The organism is Mucilaginibacter sp. GW821-FHT07G05 (assembly GCF_059418565.1).
This window is the reverse complement of the sequence record NZ_JBWKQC010000006.1, coordinates 342,123-360,118: the sequence shown is the minus strand read 5'-3', so window position 1 is coordinate 360,118 and position 17,996 is coordinate 342,123. Positions and strand designations below refer to the sequence as shown.

General features: G+C 43.1%; 22 protein-coding genes. 15 read left to right on the top strand and 7 right to left on the bottom strand.

From position 1 onward, the window contains the following. Positions 1 to 24 precede the first annotated feature (24 nt). From uvrA to AC07NA_RS17260, 12 genes are all read left to right on the top strand, one after another. The gene (gene uvrA / locus AC07NA_RS17315) at positions 25 to 2,868 is read left to right on the top strand and encodes an excinuclease ABC subunit UvrA (protein WP_494898859.1); all 2,844 of its coding nucleotides are present in this window, start codon (positions 25 to 27) and stop codon (positions 2,866 to 2,868) included. 57 nt (positions 2,869 to 2,925) lie between these two features. After that, positions 2,926 to 3,114 carry a hypothetical protein gene (locus tag AC07NA_RS17310; protein ID WP_494898858.1) on the top strand — a complete coding sequence of 63 codons (189 nt, stop codon included), beginning with the start codon at positions 2,926 to 2,928 and terminating at the stop codon, positions 3,112 to 3,114. Then, complete coding sequence (locus tag AC07NA_RS17305) at positions 3,111 to 3,449, top strand: type II toxin-antitoxin system PemK/MazF family toxin (RefSeq protein ID WP_494898857.1); 339 nt, start codon at positions 3,111 to 3,113, stop codon at positions 3,447 to 3,449. Before AC07NA_RS17310 ends, AC07NA_RS17305 begins: the two co-directional genes overlap by 4 nt. Before the next feature lie 150 nt (positions 3,450 to 3,599). Then, complete coding sequence (locus AC07NA_RS17300) at positions 3,600 to 3,836, top strand: DUF8507 family protein (RefSeq protein WP_494898856.1); 237 nt, start codon at positions 3,600 to 3,602, stop codon at positions 3,834 to 3,836. After that, positions 3,836 to 4,249: a putative toxin-antitoxin system toxin component, PIN family gene (locus AC07NA_RS17295; protein WP_494898855.1), complete on the top strand. Its 414-nt coding sequence runs from the start codon at positions 3,836 to 3,838 to the stop codon at positions 4,247 to 4,249. Before AC07NA_RS17300 ends, AC07NA_RS17295 begins: the two co-directional genes overlap by 1 nt. A gap of 76 nt (positions 4,250 to 4,325) precedes the next feature. Continuing rightward, positions 4,326 to 5,831, top strand: a complete 1,506-nt coding sequence (locus AC07NA_RS17290; protein ID WP_494898853.1) for an NAD(P)H-hydrate dehydratase — start codon at positions 4,326 to 4,328, stop codon at positions 5,829 to 5,831. 198 nt (positions 5,832 to 6,029) lie between these two features. Continuing rightward, the gene (locus AC07NA_RS17285; protein WP_494898852.1) at positions 6,030 to 6,536 is read left to right on the top strand and encodes a GbsR/MarR family transcriptional regulator; all 507 of its coding nucleotides are present in this window, start codon (positions 6,030 to 6,032) and stop codon (positions 6,534 to 6,536) included. A gap of 74 nt (positions 6,537 to 6,610) precedes the next feature. After that, the gene (locus AC07NA_RS17280) at positions 6,611 to 6,991 is read left to right on the top strand and encodes a hypothetical protein (RefSeq protein WP_494898851.1); all 381 of its coding nucleotides are present in this window, start codon (positions 6,611 to 6,613) and stop codon (positions 6,989 to 6,991) included. A 26-nt stretch (positions 6,992 to 7,017) separates the two neighbouring features. Continuing rightward, positions 7,018 to 7,833, top strand: coding sequence for a DUF393 domain-containing protein (locus AC07NA_RS17275; protein ID WP_494898850.1), 816 nt, complete (start codon positions 7,018 to 7,020; stop codon positions 7,831 to 7,833). A gap of 7 nt (positions 7,834 to 7,840) precedes the next feature. After that, entirely contained in the window at positions 7,841 to 8,755 is a 915-nt protein-coding gene (locus AC07NA_RS17270) for a TIGR01777 family oxidoreductase (protein WP_494898849.1), read from the top strand. A 21-nt stretch (positions 8,756 to 8,776) separates the two neighbouring features. Then, entirely contained in the window at positions 8,777 to 9,760 is a 984-nt protein-coding gene (locus AC07NA_RS17265) for a hypothetical protein (protein WP_494898848.1), read from the top strand. 227 nt (positions 9,761 to 9,987) lie between these two features. Continuing rightward, entirely contained in the window at positions 9,988 to 10,488 is a 501-nt protein-coding gene (locus AC07NA_RS17260; protein WP_494898846.1) for a hypothetical protein, read from the top strand. Here the strand turns inward: AC07NA_RS17260 and AC07NA_RS17255 are convergent, their stop codons facing one another. Genes AC07NA_RS17255 through lipA form a run of 3 tightly spaced genes read right to left on the bottom strand, consistent with a single transcriptional unit; the run spans position 10,489 to position 12,785 of the window. After that, positions 10,489 to 11,328, bottom strand: coding sequence for an anti-sigma factor (locus AC07NA_RS17255; RefSeq protein ID WP_494898845.1), 840 nt, complete (start codon positions 11,326 to 11,328; stop codon positions 10,489 to 10,491). A gap of 3 nt (positions 11,329 to 11,331) precedes the next feature. Beyond that, positions 11,332 to 11,883 (bottom strand): RNA polymerase sigma factor, encoded by a 552-nt coding sequence (locus AC07NA_RS17250; protein ID WP_345210912.1) that lies wholly within the window; start codon positions 11,881 to 11,883, stop codon positions 11,332 to 11,334. Between the two features lie 23 nt (positions 11,884 to 11,906). Next, the gene (lipA, locus tag AC07NA_RS17245; RefSeq protein ID WP_494898844.1) at positions 11,907 to 12,785 is read right to left on the bottom strand and encodes a lipoyl synthase; all 879 of its coding nucleotides are present in this window, start codon (positions 12,783 to 12,785) and stop codon (positions 11,907 to 11,909) included. A 178-nt stretch (positions 12,786 to 12,963) separates the two neighbouring features. On the opposite strand from lipA, the gene AC07NA_RS17240 reads away from it, so the two are divergent. Continuing rightward, entirely contained in the window at positions 12,964 to 13,365 is a 402-nt protein-coding gene (locus AC07NA_RS17240) for an OsmC family protein (protein WP_494898842.1), read from the top strand. 493 nt (positions 13,366 to 13,858) lie between these two features. Here AC07NA_RS17240 and ytxJ read toward each other — a convergent pair whose 3' ends face one another. The 3 genes from ytxJ to AC07NA_RS17225 form a co-directional block, all read right to left on the bottom strand. Beyond that, on the bottom strand, positions 13,859 to 14,188 hold the full coding sequence (ytxJ, locus tag AC07NA_RS17235; RefSeq protein WP_345210916.1) for a bacillithiol system redox-active protein YtxJ: 330 nt from the start codon (positions 14,186 to 14,188) through the stop codon (positions 13,859 to 13,861). 243 nt (positions 14,189 to 14,431) lie between these two features. After that, on the bottom strand, positions 14,432 to 14,929 hold the full coding sequence (ribH, locus tag AC07NA_RS17230; RefSeq protein ID WP_494898841.1) for a 6,7-dimethyl-8-ribityllumazine synthase: 498 nt from the start codon (positions 14,927 to 14,929) through the stop codon (positions 14,432 to 14,434). A gap of 157 nt (positions 14,930 to 15,086) precedes the next feature. Continuing rightward, positions 15,087 to 15,764 (bottom strand): tetratricopeptide repeat protein, encoded by a 678-nt coding sequence (locus AC07NA_RS17225; RefSeq protein ID WP_345210918.1) that lies wholly within the window; start codon positions 15,762 to 15,764, stop codon positions 15,087 to 15,089. A 142-nt stretch (positions 15,765 to 15,906) separates the two neighbouring features. Here AC07NA_RS17225 and recF point away from each other — a divergent pair, with 142 nt between their 5' ends. Then, positions 15,907 to 17,007: a DNA replication/repair protein RecF gene (gene recF / locus AC07NA_RS17220; RefSeq protein WP_494898840.1), complete on the top strand. Its 1,101-nt coding sequence runs from the start codon at positions 15,907 to 15,909 to the stop codon at positions 17,005 to 17,007. After that, positions 17,000 to 17,290, top strand: coding sequence for a DciA family protein (locus tag AC07NA_RS17215; protein ID WP_494898839.1), 291 nt, complete (start codon positions 17,000 to 17,002; stop codon positions 17,288 to 17,290). The genes recF and AC07NA_RS17215 overlap by 8 nt, the downstream gene beginning before the upstream one ends. A gap of 228 nt (positions 17,291 to 17,518) precedes the next feature. Here AC07NA_RS17215 and AC07NA_RS17210 read toward each other — a convergent pair whose 3' ends face one another. Beyond that, positions 17,519 to 17,938: a nucleoside-diphosphate kinase gene (locus tag AC07NA_RS17210; protein ID WP_345210921.1), complete on the bottom strand. Its 420-nt coding sequence runs from the start codon at positions 17,936 to 17,938 to the stop codon at positions 17,519 to 17,521. Positions 17,939 to 17,996: the final 58 nt, after the last annotated feature.

The following is a 17,996-nucleotide window of genomic DNA, read 5'->3' as shown; positions in this document are numbered from 1 at the left end:
AAATACTTGCTTTAGTATTAATATATGAGTGAAAAACATATTGATCTGGGCGACCAGAGCCAGGTTGAGGTTTATGGCGCGCGGGTACATAATTTAAAAAATATTGATGTTACTTTTCCGCGTAACGAGCTGGTAGTTATTACCGGTTTAAGCGGCAGCGGTAAATCATCGCTGGCCTTTGATACCATTTATGCCGAAGGGCAACGCCGTTATATGGAAACATTTTCGGCCTACTCGCGCCAGTTTATGGGCGGCATGGAAAGGCCCGATGTAGATAAGGTATCGGGCTTGAGCCCGGTGATCGCTATTGAACAAAAAACCACCAGTAAAAACCCGCGCTCAACCGTAGGTACAATCACCGAGATATACGATTTTATGCGCCTGCTTTTCGCGCGCGCAGGTGATGCTTACTCATACAGCACAGGCGAAAAAATGGAGCGGATGTCTGAAGATCAGATCATGCGAACCATTTCTGAAAAGTTTGACGGGCAGCCCGTAAATATTATGGCCCCGGCGGTAAAAGGGCGTAAAGGCCATTACCGCGAATTGTTTGAGCAGATCCGCAAGCAAGGTTACCTGAAAGTTTGGATTGACGGCGCCATTGCCGATGTTGAACCCAAAATGCAGGTTGATCGTTACAAAATTCACGATATTGATATTGTGGTTGACCGCCTTGTGGTAAGCGAAAAAGACAGCAAGCGTTTATATACATCTGTACAAGCCGCGTTAAAGCTGGCAAAGGGCATCATCCGCGTGGCCGATAAGGATAATAATGTATCCTATTTCAGTAAATACCTGATGGATCCGGTATCGGGCATATCTTATGATGAACCGCAGCCTAATACCTTCTCATTTAACTCGCCTTATGGCGCTTGCGAAAAATGTAATGGACTCGGTTATATTTTTGAGGTAGATGAAGCATCGGTAATCCCGAACCCTAAATTGAGCATTCAAAATGGTGGCTTGGCCCCTATAGGTGAATACCGCGAAACGTGGATTTTCCAGGTGTTGAAAGCGCTGGCCAAAAAGTTTGAGTTTTCGTTAACCACACCGATAGAAAAACTGGAGCGTGAAAAGCTGGATATCATTCTTAACGGTACCGAAGAAAAAATAACCGTAGCCGTTGAATACAATAAGTGGAACGTGCAAAGCTATACCATCAATTTTGAAGGTATAGTAAAAATGCTGGAAGAACAGCAGGAACGCCGTAACGACGAAGGTATGGACGATATGGAAAACTATCGTGTACTGCGTACCTGCCCAACCTGCGGCGGCGCGAGGCTTAAAAAAGAATCGCTGCATTTTAAGGTAGATAACAAGAATATTTTTGAGCTGGCTACCATGGATATCAATAACCTGCAAGAGTGGTTTGATGGACTGGAAGATCGCTTAAATGATAGGCAGAATGTGATTGCCCGCGAGATCTTAAAAGAAATCCGTGCTCGTATCGGCTTTCTGCTTGATGTTGGGTTGAGCTATTTAACGCTCGACCGTACAGCCAAAACGCTTTCGGGCGGCGAGGCGCAGCGCATTAGGCTGGCTACACAGATAGGCTCGCAACTGATGAACGTAATGTACATTCTGGATGAGCCGAGTATCGGTTTGCACCAGCGTGATAACGAACGTTTGATCAACGCGCTTAAAAACCTGCGCGATCTGGGGAATACCGTACTGGTAGTGGAGCACGATAAGGATATGATACTGGAAGCCGACCATGTAATAGATATGGGGCCGGCAGCAGGCGTACACGGCGGACAAATAGTAGCGCAGGGCACACCTGCCGAACTGATGGCCATGAATACCCTGACAACCTCCTACATTAATGGCAGCCTGCAAATTGCTGTCCCCGAAAAACGCAGGGAAGGCAATGGCAAAACATTAACGATTAAAAATGCCACAGGCCATAACCTTAAAAAGGTAAGTGTTGATTTTCCGTTAGGAAAACTCATTGGTGTTACCGGGGTATCGGGTAGCGGTAAATCGAGCTTGATTACCGAAACGCTGTATCCTATATTGAACCACCATTTCTTCAGGGCTAAAAAAACGCCTTTGCCTTATGGCAGTATTGATGGTTTGCAGCATATTGATAAGGTGATCGAGATAGATCAAACACCGATCGGCCGTACGCCACGCTCAAACCCGGCTACTTATACCGGTGTGTTTTCAGATATCCGTAACCTGTATGTTCAATTACCCGAGGCTCGTATCCGTGGTTATAAACCCGGCCGTTTCTCGTTCAACGTAAAAGGCGGCCGTTGCGAAACCTGCCAGGGTGGTGGTATGAAGGTGATAGAGATGAACTTTTTGCCCGATGTACAAGTGCCTTGCGAAGAATGCGGCGGCAAACGCTACAATCGCGAAACGCTGGAAGTACGTTATCGAGGCAAATCGATCAGCGATGTGCTCGATATGAGCATTGAGGATGCTACACCATTTTTTGAGCACATCCCGGCCATCTACCGTAAAATAAAAACATTGAACGATGTTGGTTTAGGCTATATCACTTTAGGGCAGGCATCTACCACACTATCGGGCGGTGAAGCACAGCGTGTAAAACTGGCAACGGAGCTATCTAAAAAAGATACCGGCAACACCTTCTACATACTTGACGAACCTACAACAGGTTTGCACTTTGAAGATATTAACGTACTGTTAGGCGTTATCAATCAACTGGTTGATAAAGGCAATACCGTACTGGTAATTGAGCATAACCTCGATGTAATAAAAGTAGTTGACCACGTGATAGACCTTGGTCCCGAAGGCGGATCAGGGGGCGGAAAAATCCTTTTCTCGGGTACACCGGAAGGTTTGTGCAAGGTTAAGGATAGCTTTACGGGTAGGTTTTTGAAGAAAGAGATGGGGCTGTAAACATGGAGATAAGATCGTATATTTGTTATACGGTCTTATTGGTAAAGTATTTAAACAATGACAACTATAACAATTGATATTCCGGATGGGCACACCGAAGAGGTGATGGCTCAACTGAAAAAGTTGGGGGTGCAAGTGCGCGAATCCAAACTATCAAAATTGGATAGTTTAACAAAGGAAGATTACAACAAGCATTTCTCAAACCAAGCGAAAGCCAGCAGGAATAATTTGCTTAAACATTTATGACCATAAGCCAACGCGACATCGTTGAGATTGCATTTTATACAGGGACCAAACCAGAGCCATATCCTGCAGTTGTAGTTTCAAAATCAGATATTTTTGAAGCAGAAGGGTTTTTCTACGCCATATTGCTATCAACTAAGAATATTTTTCCTGAATATACTATAGAGGTAACACCGGCAATGATTAATTCTCCACGTAATGACAGGAATGGTTATGCTGTGTGCCACATGATTCAGCAATTTTACCCCGAAGATGTTATCACACGAACCGGAGCATCTTTAAAGATGGCGGCATTTGAAAAGCTTACAGCTAAAGTAAAGGATGTCATTTTTGGATGAAAATCCTTATAATTATATATGTTTATGCAAAGTTAAGGATAGCTTCACCGGTAGGTTTTTGAAGAAGGAGATGGGGCTGTAAGCTATAGGGCTGTTTCAAAAGGCAGTATAGCATAGTGTAAATGTTTATTGTATTCTGTAAATTTGATTATGAGCGCAAAAGAATTTACATCCGAAAGTTTGAACGAACAACAGATGATGATGTTGCGTTTATTAAAAGAGCCGCTTTCTGAAGCCGACTTTAGTCAGATCAGGCGGCTTGCCGTGAAGCTATTGTCCAAAAAGTTGGATGAAAAGGTAGGGCAATGGGAAGATGAAAAAGATATTACTCACGACGATTACGAACAACTAAGCAAAAAACACTTTCGTAGTTCTCCAAAATCTTAATGAAAGTCGTATTAGATTCTAATGTACTGTTAGTTGCTATCGGGAAACGGAGTAATTACCGGACAATTTGGGATGCATTTACAGATGGTAAATATCAATTGGTAGTATCTGACGATGTGTTATACGAATACCAGGAAATATTACAAATCCATTCGGCAAAAGGTGTTGCAGAAATTGTAATGGAAATATTTATTGAATCGCCGGATACTATATTTCAGCATGTATATTACAATTGGAACCTGATAAAGCAAGATCCGGATGATAACAAGTTTTTCGATATAGCTGTAGCTTCCAATGCTGATTATTTGGTTACTAATGATGCGCATTTTAATTCTGTTAAATCGCTGAAATTTCCTAACGTCACAATTATTAGCGCAACTGAATTTTTGGCTATCTTATCAGGTGTCGGATGAACTAAATTGTAATCTTTTTTAATAGGTTAATCTACCTATCTCAAACAATAATCATAAATAGTAACTTTATGATTATATGCTACCGCTGTTAACATCATCACAAATTCGCGAGGCCGACGCGTATACCATAGCTAACGAGCCTATCGCTTCTATCGATTTGATGGAGCATGCTTCAAAAGCTTTCGTGGGCTGGTTTCTCAATCATTTTCCTGATAAAACAAAGGCTATAAGTATATATTGCGGCACAGGCAACAATGGCGGCGATGGCCTGGCTATTGCCCGTATGCTGGCCGAGCATCAATATAAATACCTCAATGTAAAGATCACCCGGTTTTCGGCAAAAGCTACCGGGGACTTTAATACCAATTTGCAGCGCTTGCAGCAAACACCCGTTACTTATACCGAAATCAAGAGCGGCGATGCTTTACCAAGCGAAAATGCTGCCATTATTATAGATGCCCTGTTGGGCAGCGGCTTAAACAAGCCCTTAGATGGTGACTATAAACAATTAGTCGACTATATAAACAACCTGCAAAAAACAGTAGTATCGGTTGACGTACCTACCGGTTTTTTTACCGAAGGGGAAATTGACTCTGACGCGACAGCTATAAAAGCTGACCTGGTGATCACCTTTCAACAAGCTAAGATCAATTTCCTGATGCCGGGTTCGGCCCCGTTTATTAATTGCTGGGAGGCGGTGAATATAGGGCACGATGAAAGTTATCTGCAATCGCTTAATTCGCCATACCAATTTGTTGAACGTAAGGATATCCGTAAAATATTGAAACCCCGTAAAGGCTTTAGTAATAAAGGTACTTACGGTCATGCGCTTATTATTGCCGGTGAAGCCAAAACGATGGGTGCGGCCTTGCTAAGTTCGGCCGGGAGCGCTTATGCAGGGGCCGGATTAACTACGGCCTGTATCCCCGAAAGTGGTTTGATTGCTCTCAATAGTTACCTGCCCGAACTGATGGCCATTACCCGGTCCGGCGATAGTCTGCCGCAAATAGATTGGGATAAGTTTAGCGCGGTAGCCATAGGCCCGGGCTTGGGGAAGGACGAAATCGCGTTAGAACTAATGGCCGATCTGCTGACTAATTATAATAAGCCCATAGTAATTGACGCTGATGGACTGAACCTGTTATCGGCTCATCGTGAATTGTGGACCAACTTGCCCAAAGGAAGTATTCTTAGTCCGCACATGAAAGAGTTTGACCGTTTGTTTGGTGAACATACAGGTTGGTGGGGCCGCCTGCAAACCGCAAAGGAAAAGGCAGCTGAGCACGGTATCTACATTATACTGAAAAATGATTACACTATAACGGCTACGCCGGATGGCAAGCTGTACTTTAATTCGACAGGGAACCCGGCTATGGCAACGGGCGGCATGGGCGATGTACTTACCGGTATACTGGTATCGTTACTGGCACAAAAATATACACCATTAGAGGCTTGTCTGGCAGGTATTTATATACACGGAAAAGCAGGTGATGAATTGGCGGTACCTAACCGCCTGAATGTGGTATTGCCGGGTAAACTCGCGGCACAGCTGCCGGCTACCATGGCAAAATTGATGGCATAAAAAAAGAGGTAGTGAGTATCCCGCAACCTCTTTTTTTCTAACTATTAACTGACCTTATAAAGAACTAAATACTCATTTATTGTCTATAAGACGTGTCGACTTTTAAAACGTTACAGCAAATCGTAAAAAAGATTAAATAAATTTAAAATAAACTTTCATTATTTTTTGAAAGTTTAAAAACTTCTATATATTTGCATCATGGAATTGGCAGAAGCAAAGTTGAAGTTCATTGAAACCTGGGGCAAGCTCGGATCTGAGTGGGGTATAAACCGCACCATGGCCCAGGTACATGCCTTGCTGCTGATCTCTCCGGATGCGCTTACTACTGAAGATATTATGGAAACCCTAAGCATTTCGCGTGGTAATGCCAACATGACCCTGCGCGATTTGATAGGCTGGGGACTGGTAGAAAAACAACATAAAGCAGGTGAGCGTAAAGAATACTTTTTTGCTGATAAAGATGCCTGGAACATTGCCCGCCAGGTAGCCCAGGAACGTAAAAAGCGCGAGCTGGACCCGGTACTGAAAGTATTAAACGAGTTATCAACTTTAAAGGGCGACGAAAAAGACCCCGAATTTAAAACGTTTAAAACATCACTTGCGGGTATAAACAAGTTGGCAGGCAACGTAAACAAAACTTTAGAAACCATGATAAAGGCAGAAGAAAGCTGGTTTTGGGGTTCAATTTTTAAGCTATTTAAATAGCTCTATTTTTTTGTCTATAAATTTCATTATTTACTGAAAATTCAAAAATTACAAACAAATAAATACTTATCATCATGAACTATTTTATTATTACCTACGCGTTCTACATCGTTATCAGTATCGCCCTAACTATTTGGGTAGCAAAAGTTTTATTCAAAAATGGGTTAATCTTCCTGGTGGATATCTTCCACGGGAATACCCCGCTTGCCGACTCTGTGAACAAGCTGCTGGTAGTGGGTTTCTATCTGATCAATATTGGCTACATGAGCCTCGCGCTGAAAGAGGCCGGCAGCATAGCAAGCACCCAAGTGGTGGTTGAGGTGTTGAGCTATAAACTGGGCTGCATCATATTAATACTCGGCGGTATGCACTTCCTAAACCTTATCATATTTTTCAGGCTTCGCAGCAGAGCGCAGCAACAAGTAAAACGTACCGTTTTTGTAGAGAAACAGTAGTAGTCAACCCCATAATCTCATGAATCATGAAAACGCTTAACAACCATATTATACTATACGATGCCGAATGCCCAATGTGCAGCTTGTATACCAAAGCATTTATCAATACCGGTATGCTCGATAGCAATGGCAGGCAGCCTTACCAAACCATGCCCGATAGTTTTTGTCCGCTGATAGACAGGCAACGCGCCGTTAATGAAATAGCGCTTGTAAACACCCAAACGGGCGAGGTGAATTACGGCATAGTAAGTTTGTTTAAAGTTATCGCCAATGCTTTCCCGGTATTTAAGGGATTGTTTAGCTGGAAACCGTTTATATGGTTCATGAGTAAGGGTTACGCTTTTATATCCTACAACAGGCGGGTGATTGTTCCGGGTAACGCGGATGATGATTTTGAAGTGCAGCCTACGTTCAGGTTGATCTATCGTTTGGCTTATCTTTTATTCAGCTGGTTGGTGGTCGGCTTTATTCTTACCGCCTATGCCCCGCTTTTAAAAGGCATGGTACCGGTAGGTAACGAATACCGCGAATACCTGATCTGCGGCGGGCAGATCGTTTTTCAGGGTATCATCATCAGTATGTACGCTGCCCGTAAAAAGTGGGATTACCTCGGTAACATGATGACGATCTCTTTAGCAGGTGCATTGTTGCTGTTGCCTGCGTTGTTGCTCGCGAAGTTTGTGGCCCTGCCTGCTATCGCTTACACGCTTTACTTTTTAGGCGTTGCGGGGTTAATGTTCCTGGAGCATATCCGCCGTACAAAAATATTGGCTTTGGGTTGGTTGATGACCATTACCTGGATGCTGTACAGGTTGGGTATATTGGTTTTAATACTTAAATAGCATCATCATGAAATACAATAAAATTATACTGGCCGGCGGCAGCGGTTATTTAGGCAAGGTACTCGCCGCGCATTTTAGCGGTCAAGCTAACGAAGTGATCATTTTTACCCGCAACCCAAAGGCTGGTAACGGCAATATTAAAATGGTTTATTGGGATGGCACTACGCTTGGTGATTGGGCAAAGCATCTCGAAGATAGTGATGTGCTCATCAACCTTGCGGGTAAAAGTGTGAATTGCAGATACAACGAGGCTAACATGGCCGAAATATTTTCATCAAGGTTGAATGCCACAAGTGTATTGGGCGAAGCACTGAAACAGACTGCTAACCCGCCTGCTTTGTGGATGAACGCTGCATCTGCCACCATATACCGCCATGCCGAAGACCGTCCGCAGGATGAATATACCGGCGACATTGGTACGGGTTTTTCTATAGAAGTTTGTAAACAATGGGAGCAAGCTTTTGCCGAACAGGTAGTGCCCGGCATACGCAAAGTAGCACTCCGTATTAGTGTGGTATTGGGCAAAAATGGAGGTGTGCTGCATTACTACACCAACCTGGCCAAATACGGGCTGGGCGGTATACAAGGCGATGGTAAACAATATTTCAGTTGGGTGCATGAAGACGACCTTGCAAGCAGTATCGATTTCCTGATAGCCCATCAGGAACTGGAAGGCGCATTCAACATAGCTTCGCCCTACCCCATCCAAAATCACGAGATCATGCGGACGATGCGCAAGGCAGTAGGTGTACCCTTCGGTTTGCCTGCCTCAAAATGGATGCTCGGCATAGGCACCCTGCTGTTACAAACCGAAACAGAACTGATACTGAAAAGTCGCTGGGTGCTGCCCGCACGTTTGCTGGATGCCGGGTATATATTTAAAGTGCCTTACATAAAGGATGCTGTTGAAAAAAGTATTTAATCACCTAAACCTTATCATATCATGATAAAACCTAATATTAAGCGAATACTGCTCATCGTTGTGTTGCCGCTCGTGTTCGCGCTTATTGTACACTCTTTATTTAATCTGGAGAGCTTGAATGGACTGTTTACCATCATGTCTGTCAGCTTTATATTTCTGGTGCCTTTCGGTATAGGTGCATTAACTATTTTTCTGTCGGGTATTGAATCGGTGAAGAAAATGAGTTACCGAGTTTTTACACCCTGGATCCCAATCCTTGCCTTCATGTTACTTACTATGCTGGCCTCGATTGAAGGTTGGGCCTGCTGGTTAATGGTGCTGCCGTTGTTTTTAGGTGCTTCGAGCCTTGGCGGAATGGTGGCAGGGCATTATAAATTGAAAAAACACCGCAACGAAAATACTCACATTTCGGTTATTGCCTTGCTGCCATTGCTGGTATCACCTGTTGAACGTTACATCGGCGATCATCCATCGGTATACAAAACCTATACTTATATTGATATTAAGGCTGATAAAAGCCAAATATGGCCAAATGTTACCCGTGTGAGGGCGATAAAAAAAGACGAAGACAAAGGTTGGCTTACCGAAAAGCTGGGCTTTCCGCGCCCCATACGTGCCGAACTCAACTATAATGGCGTAGGCGGTTACCGTAAGGCTATTTTTGATAAAGGGTTGATCTTCCACGAAGAGGTGACCGACTACAAAGACCAGCAGGAAATGAGCTTTACCATAAAAGCGAATCCCTACGAAATACCATCAACTACTATGGATGAGCATGTGGTTATCGGCGGCCGGTATTTTGATGTGATGGATGGCACATATCAGCTTCAGCAACTTAATGCCACTACGTGTCGCCTGCATTTGTACAGCCATTTTAAGCTGACAACCACCTTCAATTTCTACGCCTCGGTTTGGGCCGAATGGATCATGAAAGATATTCAGAACAACATTTTGCAAGTAATAAAGGAGCGGTCGGAGTTGAAGGGTATTATAGCGATGCGGTAATAACACCGACAGGGAGGCTGAAGGAGGACTCCAGTACCTGTCATCCTGAACGCAGTGAAGGATCTTCTTCACCATGCATGTCTGCTACTTGCTGAGAACAGAAGATTTTTCGCTACGTTCGAAATGACAACATGTTTGCCATATCAGCAAACTGAATTGAGAAGCCCCTTCCTTTAAACGAAATGACATTAATACTTGCCCAAACCTTATCACTAAAAAATTAACAAATGAAAACCCTACAACAAAAGATCCGCAAAAATATCATCATCGTTATAGCCGGACTGGCCATCAGCGGTATAACCGCTTTTCCTTTGGAAAATGAACTTAGCTGGTTAACAAGCGTTACCACCTGGGCACCAGTGTTTGTGCAAAATTGGCTGAGTACCATTTACAATGCTATTAAAACTACCAATCAACAATACCCTTATTTAAGTTACGGTACCGATTGGCTCGCTTTTGCGCATTTGGTATTGGCCCTGCTTTTTGTAGGCCCGTTAAAGTATCCGGTACGCAACATATGGGTAATACAATTCGGGATGCTGGCTTGTGTATTGATATTTCCGCTGGCGTTTATTGCAGGGAGTATCAGGGGAATACCATTCTTTTGGCAGCTGATAGATTGCTCTTTCGGCGTGATAGGCATTATACCGTTATACCTTTCCTATAAACAGACCAGAAAGTTGGAACGGTATTATCTTGAAAAAGGATTATCGGTAGCTAAGATCTGATTAGATGGCCTTGATCACCATCATTTGATCCATTGTTGGGTTAACACTACCACCGCGTGGTTCAAGTGTAACCGCAAATGCCTGTGGTACCGCTACTTCCTTCATCTCTTTCATGTCGGCATCCTCGTTATCGGCAAGTGCTGCGTCAAATACACCAAGGTCAACCGGTTTACCGTTAACAATGGCCCATAGCTGGTATTGGTGGTCTTTATCGTTAGCCGGTAGTTTAAGGGTGGCCATATCAATAACCACTTTCTTTTTAACCGGACTCCAGGCCACCATCATAGCCGAAGCCGGTGAATGCGGAGTACCCTGTAGTTTGATGAATTTGTAGGAAGTATCACGGAAAACGCTCAATTGCCTGTCGACCAGGTTTACCCGGTTACTAAAGCGTTGGTTTTGCAGGTTTAATGAGGCAATGGTACTGTTAGAATCTTGCAAACGATTGTATACATTCAACAAAGCAACCACGCTCACAATTAACAGTGCAAGGCAGGCCGCGAAGGCATACTTATAAAAATTAACCGTTTTTGGTGTATTAAATGGTACAACATTATCTTCAACCGGCGTGTGGTCAACCGTACGTCCGGGGAAGTTGTTATCGTCAGAAAAAGTAATGAGAAGACTGTTAAGTACCCTGTCGCGCTGTTTTTCAGTAGGTTCAATGGCATGCGCCGAAGCATAATGTTCAAGGGAAGCTTCAATGGCATCCAGTTCGGCTTTCACCTCCGGATGTTTTGAAGCCATCTCTTCTACCTGTACCTTTTCGGCCTGGGTTAAATCTCCCAGTACGTAAAGCTCCAGTATGCCCGATTCGATATATGCCTTAATGTCTTCCACTTTCTAATTAAAATTTTTTCTGAGTTGCTGTATAGCCATACGTAACCTTGTTTTAATGGTACCCAAAGGCAGCTTCAGTTCATCGGCCGCTTCAACGTGGGTGTACCCCTTAAAATAAACAAGGTCAAGTATTGATTTTTGCTCGGGCTTTAAATTCTGTACCAGATCTTTTAATCCCAGCAGCTCAGGCTTGTAAACCGTATTTTTTTGTTCGTCGATAAAAGTTACGTTATTTTCGAGTTCTTGGTTTTTATTATGGTTCCTAAAATCTTTCGATCTTACTTTATCAATGGAGAGGTTGCGCGCAATATTCACCATCCAGGTAAATAAACGGCCTTTTTCGCTGCTATAGCTCGAAAAAGAATGCCATATTTTTACAAAAGTTTCCTGTAAAACATCTTCGGCGATCGCCTCATCTGTTATTATGCGAGAGATAACACCGAACAACGATGCCGAATACATATCATACAATGCCTCCGCGCCCACCTTTTCGCGGTGGCGCAGTGCAAGTATAAGTTCTTCTTCCGACAATGATATTTTGTGTTTCTTACTCACTGCGGTGAAGATATAAAGAAATATTAGAATTCAAAAAGGTGTTTTTCAGCATGATATGATGAGCGTACTAACGGTCCGCTCTCTACATATCTAAAACCCATCTCAAGGCCTTTTTGTTTGTAAAAATTAAATTGATCCGGATGAATCCAGTCAATAACCGGGTGATGGGCTTTTGTAGGCTGCAAATACTGGCCCAATGTAAGGATATGTACACCGGCATCCAGCAGGTCGGCCATGGCTTCCAACACATCGGCTTCGGTTTCGCCCAAGCCAAGCATAATGCCCGATTTGGTGCGTAATCCCGCTTGCGATATCTGGCGCAGGCACTCTAAACTACGATCGTATTTGGCTTGTATACGTACCTCGCGGGTTAAGCGGCGTACGGTTTCGAGGTTGTGCGATACTACTTCGGGCCTTACCGCAATTACGCGGGCAAGGTTTTCCCAGTTACCACGAAAATCGGGCAGCAGGGTTTCTAAAGTAGTTTCGGGGCTTTCGCGACGGATTGCGTTAATGGTTTCGGCCCAGATGATAGAACCGCCGTCTTTCAGATCGTCGCGGTCAACCGAGGTAATAACGCAATGTTTTACCTGCATCAGTTTAACCGAAGTAGCAACACGATTAGGTTCATCCAAGTCAACTGCTAAAGGCCTGCCTGTAGCAACCGCGCAAAACGAGCATGAACGGGTACAAATGTTACCCAATATCATAAACGTGGCCGTACCTGCACCCCAGCACTCGCCCATGTTAGGGCAATTACCGCTTTCGCAAATAGTGTGCAGCTTATGCTCATCCACTAAACCACGCACATGCGCATACTCTTTTCCAACAGGAAGCCTCACGCGTAACCAATCTGGTTTACGTTGTACTTGTGTGGCAGGAACTACCGGCAATTCGATCATATGTACAAAAGTAAATAAAAACAGCTTAACAGCCTAAAAGCATATAGGCTTACTTGTATGAATATTACAGTTAATTGATATATTAAAAACGAAATACATCAGCTTAAACATAACTTTACACTTCGTTTAATAGTATCAATAAAACCAAAATTTAAATTTACGAGTATAAAGCATTATTATGGCAACTATAGAAACTACTTATCTGGGCGATTTGCGTACCGAGGCTACCCACCTGCAATCGGGCACAAAAATAATTACGGATGCACCTGTTGATAACCAGGGCAGGGGCGAAACCTTTTCACCAACCGACCTGCTGGCGGCATCATTAGGCAGCTGTATGCTCACCATTATGGGCATTGCCGCCCGTACGCATAGCATCGATATTGACAATACGCAATGTTCCATCACTAAAATTATGGCAGCCAATCCGCGCCGGGTATCTGAAGTGGTGGTGAACCTTAAATTCCCGAAAGAATATACCGAAAAAGAACAAAAGATACTGGAACACGCCGCGCTTACCTGCCCCGTATACCTCAGCCTGAATGCCGACTTGATTAAAACGGTTGATTTCGGGTGGTAATTGTTTAGGCGAGAAGAAGTCCGGAAGTCGGAAAGACCGGAAGACCTAAAGTTGAGGGCGGGAAGTTGAGGCGAAATAGCAGTTGGGGGTAGGCTTGTCAACCCTGAGCCTGTCGAAGGGTGCGTAGGTGAAGGCCTCTGCGCGCGATCCTACGAAAGGTACCTGTGGCATATTAAGAACCTGTCATTCTGAACGTAGTGAAGAATCTTCTTCGCTTTAAAGTTCGCCGACAGATGCTTCGTGCCTCAGCATGACAGTTGAAAAGTAATGGAGTCTTTCACGCCCCCACTTTGCATTCATAATTTGTCAGATTCGAAACCAGCAATAACGCGAGTTTTAGCAGCAAACAAAACAAGATAGAACAACAAAAGAGCGACCTGATAATTCAGGTCGCTCTTTTGTATATCTTGAATTTGTAAATAACCGTTTAAGGAAATCACCATTAAAGCAAACTTTCGGACTTCCGGTCTTTCCAACTTCCGGACTCCAAAACTTACTGAACCATCTCCAGCGTTTCATCTACAGAGATGCCGCCGTGTGATTGATCGAGTATGCACTCGCCGTTTTTTATGAGGAGTAGTTGTGGTGATTCGTGGTGAACCTGAAAATCGTGGGCTATCTGTCCGGATAGTTCGCGGTATTTGATCAGGTCTAAAAAGTATAATGGCATGTCTTCGGGCAGGTTTTCCCAATCCAACTCAAAGCGCCTTTTAGCCATCATGCTGATAGAGCAGCGTGTGCTATGTTTAAATATCAGGCTGTAGCCCGGGTTTTGTTTAATTTCCTCAATCTGCTCTTTCGTTTCCAACGCTATCCAACTCATAAACAATAACTATTTATTTTTAATTATACCTTTTCTACAAAATTACAGCAAAGTGCCCTAATAGTTTTAAAAGAGGTACAAAAATGACAAACTACTGTTATCTACGGCCTTTTGGATAAGAATCATAAGCCGGACAAAGCTTATTTGAGCATGATGCGAAGGTGCTTACCGCGAAGGCCACCAAAACTATATAGATGATTGTTTTCATTTTACGCCGGGATATTTTTTAACTATTATACGTAATTAACCTTTTAAAGTTTTAGCCATATCAGCCATTTTTATAGCGGTGATGGCAGCTTCGTCGCCTTTGTTGCCATGTTTGCCGCCTGCCCTGTCAATAGCTTGCTGCTGGTTATCAGTTGTTAATACGCCAAATATAACAGGTTTTGCATATTTAATGGCAACATTACTTACACCATTGGCTACAGCGTTGCAAATAAAATCGAAATGCCTTGTTTCGCCCTGTATTACACAGCCCAGGCAAATTACGGCGTCTAAATCGGATATGTTTTTTAACAACAGATCGGCACCCGAGGTAAGCTCGAAGCTGCCGGGTACGGCGTAGTTAAAAATATTTTCGGGCAGGGCGCCGTTGGCTATCAGGCTTTGGTAAGCGCCCTGGTATAAAGCGTTGGTAATTTCGGCGTTCCATTCGGCTACTGCTATGCCAAATTTATATGGCGCTGCCGAAGGTATCTGTGTAGCTGAAAAATCAGACAGGTTTTTAAGCTGTGTAGCCATTGTTGTGGGGTTTTAAAGTTGTAACGTTTTAATGTTGGAAGGTTGTAATGTTGCCTTCCTCCTGAAAAATGCATATAAAAAACAAAAGGTTGTAATGTGATAACCGAAAGTAACCTTTCCAATTATAACATTACAACCTTTCAGTATAAAAAATTGATTACTGTTTTGCTTCGGCGCGGGCGATGTACTCGTCTATATTTTGCGCTTCAGGGCTTTCAGGATAATCTGATTTAATTTTTTTGTAAGTATCTGCTGCTGCTTTGTTGTCTTTTTTAGCTTCGTAAACCAAACCTAATTTTTTCAAATATAAAGGCGACAAAAATTTGTTAGCCGCTTTATCAGCCGCTTTTTGAAAATATGATTCCGCGTTATCGTATTCTTTCAGCTCTACGTAAGCATCACCTGTGCTGCCCAGTGCTTCTGCGGCAACCATGTAATCATCACCACGGTAGCTGCTCAGGTTATCAATAGCTTTGCGGTATTCGCCTTTGTTAAGGTATGCTGTACCTAAGTAAAAATAAGCAAGGTTGGCAGCTTTGGTATTACTGTACTCGCTGATGATCTTTTCAAAACCAGGGTAACCGGCATCGCCTTTAATGGCTTTGTCCCAATCTTTTTTAGCCCAAAAATCTTGTGCTACATGCATTTGATCGGCGGCCTCAACTTCGCGCGGTGCAAGGTATACCTTTAAATATGCGATGTAGATAATCGCCAGCACAACAACTGCTGCTGCTATAAATAATAAGCTCTTTTGGTTTTCGCGCACAAAATTGCCTGTCGGTTTAACTGCTTTATCTTCGTTCACAATTTTGGTGTTCGCTTGGGGTGTTGACATTTTTATTCAAAAATTAAGTTTGCAAAAATACAGTTTTCAAAGTTTTTATCAACACCTTTTAACTTAAATAATTAACCGGCCTTTTTTGATGCATTTGTATAGTGAAAGGCAAGCATGTAAGTGTTAAATTTGAACCCTGTTTATGTATCTGCAACAACTATCAGTAATCAACTTTAAAAATTATACCGAGGCCGGGCTAACTTTTAGCGACGGTGTTAATGCCTTTTTGGGCAATAACGGCGCGGGTAAAACCAATTTGCTCGATGCTATTCACTACCTCTCGTTATGTAAAAGTTACTTTAACCCTATTGATACACAGCAGATAAAACAAGGAACCGATTTCTTTTTTGTTACCGGCACCTTTGATAAGAATGGCAAGCCCGAAGCCGTGGCCTGCTCGGTAAAACGTAACCAGAAGAAACAATTCAAGCGCAATAAAAAAGATTATCAGCGCCTGGCAGATCATATTGGTTTACTGCCGCTGGTAATGATATCGCCCTATGATATCAGTATTATTATAGAGGGGAGCGAGGAAAGACGTAAGTTTATCGATAACGTAATATCGCAAACCGATAATAAGTACCTCGATGAACTGATCACCTATAACCGCGCCCTCGTTAACCGCAACGCGTTGCTGAAACGCATTGCCGAAACCGGCCGGTACGATCCCGATTTGATGGAGGTACTTGATGAACAGCTTGTGCTATCGGGCAACCGCATATTTCAAAAGCGCAAAGCTTTTATGGAAAGCTTTACCGAAATATTTAACAAGCACTACACCTTTATAAGTGATGATGCCGAACTGGTGAGCATGGTATACGAGTCGCAGTTACTGCACGATGATTTTGGCGCGCTGCTGAAAAAAACGATGGAGAAGGATCGTGCTTTGGAGCGTACCAACACCGGGATACATAAAGACGACCTGCAATTTTCGGTACATGGCATGGCCATGAAAAAGTTTGGCTCGCAAGGGCAGCAAAAGTCTTTTTTGATTGCGCTTAAGCTGGCACAATATACCTATTTATATATGCAGAAAAAGTTTAAGCCCCTGCTACTGCTCGATGATATTTTTGATAAGCTCGACGATAACCGCGTAACCAAGCTGATGCAAATGGTATCGAACAATGATTTTGGGCAGGTGTTTATTACCGATACCAGCACTACCCGGGTGCAGCATATATTTAATAATATAGGTGTTGATGTACGGGTTTTTAATGTAAAAGGAGGAGAAATTGATGCGTAAAGCAAATGATAAATCGTTGAAGGAAGCCATTGAGCAAATGCTGCAGGTTTACAAGCTGAAACGCAAGTATGATGAAACCTCGGTAGTAGCCAACTGGCCGCAGCTGGTGGGTACCTCGGTAGCTAACCGTACCAAAGAATTATTCATCAGCAACAAAAAGCTGTTCTTGCGGATAGAATCGTCGGTAATTAAAAACGAACTGATGAGCATCCGCAGCCAGATCATCGAAAAGATAAACGGCGAAGCCGGAACGGTATTGATAGAGGATATTATATTCTTGTAGGTAGATTAAGGAATACGAGAACAGGAGTGTTACAAAACAAAAAAAGCGTCATTGCTGAGGAACGAAGCAATCTATAAACTACACAGAGCGACTCGGTAAGTAGGAATTGCAAAACAAAAAAAGCGTCATTGCGAGGTACGAAGTAATCTATACAGAACAACTCTGTAAGTAGGGGATTACTTCGTTCTTCGCAATGACGCGGGTATTTTGGATATTATTTAATATCGATTAAAATTGCTCGAATGCCGAGAAAAAGAAGCTGCCTTCAATTTTAGCGTTCTCGTCAGAATCTGAACCGTGTACAGCGTTAGCACCGATTGATTCAGCATATAACTGGCGGATAGTACCTTTATCTGCTTTAGCAGGATCAGTAGCGCCAATCAGTTTACGGAAATCTTCAACCGCGTTATCTTTTTCTAAGATAGCCGCTACGATTGGGCCTGATGACATGAAGCCAACCAACTCATCGTAAAACGGACGGCCTTTATGCACTGCATAAAATTCGCCGGCTTTTTCGGTTGATAATGAAGTGTATTTAAGGGCTACTAATTTGAAGCCGTTTTTTAAAATTAAATCTAAAATTGCACCAATGTGGCCGTTCGCTACCGCGTCTGGCTTAATCATGGTAAAAGTTTTGTTGGTTTCCATTATGTTGTATTCAATATTGAGGCGCAAAATTAATGTTTTAAGGCCTGATTTTTAAAGT

Coding starts and splice junctions, on each gene's coding strand:
- uvrA (WP_494898859.1), top strand. CDS start 25: ATGAGTGAAAAACATATTGATCTGGGCGACCAGAGCCAGGTTGAGGTT.
- AC07NA_RS17310 (WP_494898858.1), top strand. CDS start 2,926: ATGACAACTATAACAATTGATATTCCGGATGGGCACACCGAAGAGGTG.
- AC07NA_RS17305 (WP_494898857.1), top strand. CDS start 3,111: ATGACCATAAGCCAACGCGACATCGTTGAGATTGCATTTTATACAGGG.
- AC07NA_RS17300 (WP_494898856.1), top strand. CDS start 3,600: ATGAGCGCAAAAGAATTTACATCCGAAAGTTTGAACGAACAACAGATG.
- AC07NA_RS17295 (WP_494898855.1), top strand. CDS start 3,836: ATGAAAGTCGTATTAGATTCTAATGTACTGTTAGTTGCTATCGGGAAA.
- AC07NA_RS17290 (WP_494898853.1), top strand. CDS start 4,326: ATGCTACCGCTGTTAACATCATCACAAATTCGCGAGGCCGACGCGTAT.
- AC07NA_RS17285 (WP_494898852.1), top strand. CDS start 6,030: ATGGAATTGGCAGAAGCAAAGTTGAAGTTCATTGAAACCTGGGGCAAG.
- AC07NA_RS17280 (WP_494898851.1), top strand. CDS start 6,611: ATGAACTATTTTATTATTACCTACGCGTTCTACATCGTTATCAGTATC.
- AC07NA_RS17275 (WP_494898850.1), top strand. CDS start 7,018: ATGAAAACGCTTAACAACCATATTATACTATACGATGCCGAATGCCCA.
- AC07NA_RS17270 (WP_494898849.1), top strand. CDS start 7,841: ATGAAATACAATAAAATTATACTGGCCGGCGGCAGCGGTTATTTAGGC.
- AC07NA_RS17265 (WP_494898848.1), top strand. CDS start 8,777: ATGATAAAACCTAATATTAAGCGAATACTGCTCATCGTTGTGTTGCCG.
- AC07NA_RS17260 (WP_494898846.1), top strand. CDS start 9,988: ATGAAAACCCTACAACAAAAGATCCGCAAAAATATCATCATCGTTATA.
- lipA (WP_494898844.1), bottom strand. CDS start 12,785: ATGATCGAATTGCCGGTAGTTCCTGCCACACAAGTACAACGTAAACCA.
- AC07NA_RS17240 (WP_494898842.1), top strand. CDS start 12,964: ATGGCAACTATAGAAACTACTTATCTGGGCGATTTGCGTACCGAGGCT.
- ytxJ (WP_345210916.1), bottom strand. CDS start 14,188: ATGAGTTGGATAGCGTTGGAAACGAAAGAGCAGATTGAGGAAATTAAA.
- ribH (WP_494898841.1), bottom strand. CDS start 14,929: ATGGCTACACAGCTTAAAAACCTGTCTGATTTTTCAGCTACACAGATA.
- AC07NA_RS17225 (WP_345210918.1), bottom strand. CDS start 15,764: ATGTCAACACCCCAAGCGAACACCAAAATTGTGAACGAAGATAAAGCA.
- recF (WP_494898840.1), top strand. CDS start 15,907: ATGTATCTGCAACAACTATCAGTAATCAACTTTAAAAATTATACCGAG.
- AC07NA_RS17215 (WP_494898839.1), top strand. CDS start 17,000: ATGCGTAAAGCAAATGATAAATCGTTGAAGGAAGCCATTGAGCAAATG.
- AC07NA_RS17210 (WP_345210921.1), bottom strand. CDS start 17,938: ATGGAAACCAACAAAACTTTTACCATGATTAAGCCAGACGCGGTAGCG.